Annotated in this window: 2 protein-coding genes; one reads left to right on the top strand and one right to left on the bottom strand. The window is 65.3% G+C overall.

Features of this window, described 5'->3' with window-relative positions; genetic code table 11:
* The first annotated feature begins 1 nt into the window (after nucleotide 1).
* Entirely contained in the window at nucleotides 2-1,060 is a 1,059-nt protein-coding gene (locus tag ENZ74_RS29235) for an alpha/beta hydrolase (protein WP_245471030.1), read from the top strand.
* A 42-nt stretch (nucleotides 1,061-1,102) separates the two neighbouring features.
* On the opposite strand, the gene pyk is transcribed toward ENZ74_RS29235, so the two are convergent.
* A complete protein-coding gene (gene pyk / locus ENZ74_RS29230; protein ID WP_127313200.1) occupies nucleotides 1,103-2,428 on the bottom strand; it encodes a pyruvate kinase in 1,326 nt (441 codons plus the stop codon).
* Nucleotides 2,429-2,430: the final 2 nt, after the last annotated feature.

The following is a 2,430-nucleotide window of genomic DNA, read 5'->3' as shown; positions in this document are numbered from 1 at the left end:
CCTGATCTACGCCGCCCTTGCCTTCCTGATGGCGCTTGTCTTCGGCTTTGTCGGCATCACCCGCGTCGGCTCATGGTTGATCGAGCACCGCGATCCGCCGTTCGGCGAGTTCGCCGACATCGACGGCGCCCGCATCCACTATGTCCATGTTCCGGCACCCGCCAACGCCGAGCTGCCGCCGATCGTCTTCATCCACGGCGCCAGCGCCAATCTCAGGGACCAGATGCTGCCGCTGCGTCCCTTGCTCGAAGGCCGCGCCGAAATGCTGTTCTTCGACCGGCCAGGCCACGGCTGGTCGGGTCGCGGCACCAACAACGAGAACCCGTCGGCGCAGGCCAACACCATTGCCGCACTGATGGACCATCTCGGCATCAGGAAGGCTGTCATCGTCGGCCATTCCTTCGGCGGCGTGGTGACATCGGCCTTTGGCCGCGAGCATCCAGACAAGACACTTGGACTGGTCTTCCTCGCACCGGCGACCCATCCATGGCCGGGCGGCGCAACCGCCTGGTACTACGATCTGACCACCATTCCCGTGCTCGGCTGGCTGTTTTCCGAAACGCTGACCTATCCGGCCGGTACACTGCAGATGGCCGACGCCACCACCTGCGTTTTCTCGCCCAACAAGGTGCCGGACAATTATCTCGGAATGGCCTCTATCCCGCTGGTGCTGCGACCAAAAGCCTTTCGCGCCAACGCCACCGATGTCGCCGGGCTCTATCGCTATGCCCTCGACGCCGCACCGCGCTACAACGAGATCAAGGCGCCAACCGTGGTCATTTCAGGCGATCGCGACAAGGTGGTCTATGCACATATCCATTCGGTCGGTCTGGCGCGCGACATTGCCGGTGCCGAACTCGTCTGGGTGCACAATCTCGGTCACAAGCCAGACTGGATGGCGCCCGACCTGACCGTCGGCGCCATCGAGAAGGTCGCCGGCAAGAGTGTCGACCTGCAGGCGATGGCCAGGACCGTGGAGGCGCGCATCGCCGGCGACGCCTACGGCGCCGGCAGATGCGCCGATATCAAGGTACCGCAGGCCGAACTCGCGCCGACCTAAGGCGGTCGCCCGAACCGTTCAGAGCCGACACGCTTTGGGAATCTAGCGGCTGACTTGTGTGTCCGACCCGATATAGGCGATGCGCAGCATGTTGGTCGAACCCGGTGTCCGCAGCGGTACGCCCGCGGTGATGATGACGCGGTCGCCCGGCTTGCCGAAGCCTTCGTCGAAGGCGATGCGGCAGGCGCGGTTGACCATGTCGTCGAGGTCGACGGCGTCGGGCGAGACAACGCAATGCGTGCCCCACAAAAGCGACAGCCGCCGCGCCGTGTTGAGGATCGGCGACAGCGCGATAACAGGCACTTGCGGCCGCTCGCGGGCGGCGCGCAGGCCTGTGGTGCCTGATGCGGTGTAGGTGATGATCGCCGACAGCTTCAGCGTTTCGGCGATCTCGCGCGCGGCCAGCGAAATGGCGTCGGCGCCGGTCGCTTCCGGCTCGGAGCGCTGGGCGTTGATGATGCCGGCATAGGTCGGATCGGTCTCGACCTTGGTGGCGATACGGTTCATCATTGCCACGGCCTCGACGGGATAGGCACCCGCCGCCGATTCCGCCGACAGCATGATGGCATCGGCGCCTTCGAAGACGGCGATCGAAACATCGGACACCTCGGCGCGGGTCGGCACCGGTGCCGTGATCATCGATTCCAGCATCTGCGTTGCAACCACCACCGGCTTGCCGGCGCGGCGTGCGGCGCGCGTGATCTGCTTCTGGATACCGGGCACCGCCTCGAGCGGCATCTCGACGCCGAGATCGCCGCGGGCGACCATCAGCGCGTCGGACAGTTCGATGATTTCGGCCAGCCGGGCGACAGCCTGCGGCTTCTCGATCTTGGCCATGATCAGCGCCCGGCCGCGTGCGATCTTGCGCGCTTCGGCCAGATCCTCCGGCCGTTGCACGAAGGACAGCGCCACCCAGTCTACGCCTGTGGCCAGCACGGCATCGAGGTCCTTGCGGTCCTTCTCGGTCAACGCGCCGACCGGCAGGTCGGTGTCAGGCAGGCTGACGCCCTTCTTGTCGGAAATCGTGGTGCCGGCGACGACGGTGCAGACGATCGACTTGCCGTCGCTCTTCACCGCCTTCAGCTCGAGCTTGCCATCGTCGATCAGCAGGCGATGGCCGGCTTCGACCGAGCTCAGGATTTCCGGATGCGGCAGATAGACCCTGGTCGAGGTGCCGGGCTCGGGATTGTCGTCGAGCGTGAAGGTCTGGCCTTGCGTCAGCACTTCCTTGCCGTTGGCGAACTTGCCGACGCGCAGCTTTGGCCCTTGCAGATCGGCGAGGATGCCGATCGGCCTGCCAACGGCTTCCTCGACAGCGCGGATGCGTCCGACCAGCGTGCGCATCAGTTCATGGTCGGTATGGCTCATAT

Origin of the sequence: Mesorhizobium sp. M7A.F.Ca.CA.002.15.2.1 (genome assembly GCF_003998715.1) — a bacterium.
Lineage (GTDB): Bacteria > Pseudomonadota > Alphaproteobacteria > Rhizobiales > Rhizobiaceae > Mesorhizobium > Mesorhizobium ciceri.
This window is presented reverse-complemented; position numbering and strand designations above follow the sequence as displayed.

Bases quoted from the DNA above. Each gene is read 5' to 3' on its own strand.
- pyk (WP_127313200.1), bottom strand. From the start codon at position 2,428: ATGAGCCATACCGACCATGAACTGATGCGCACGCTGGTCGGACGCATC.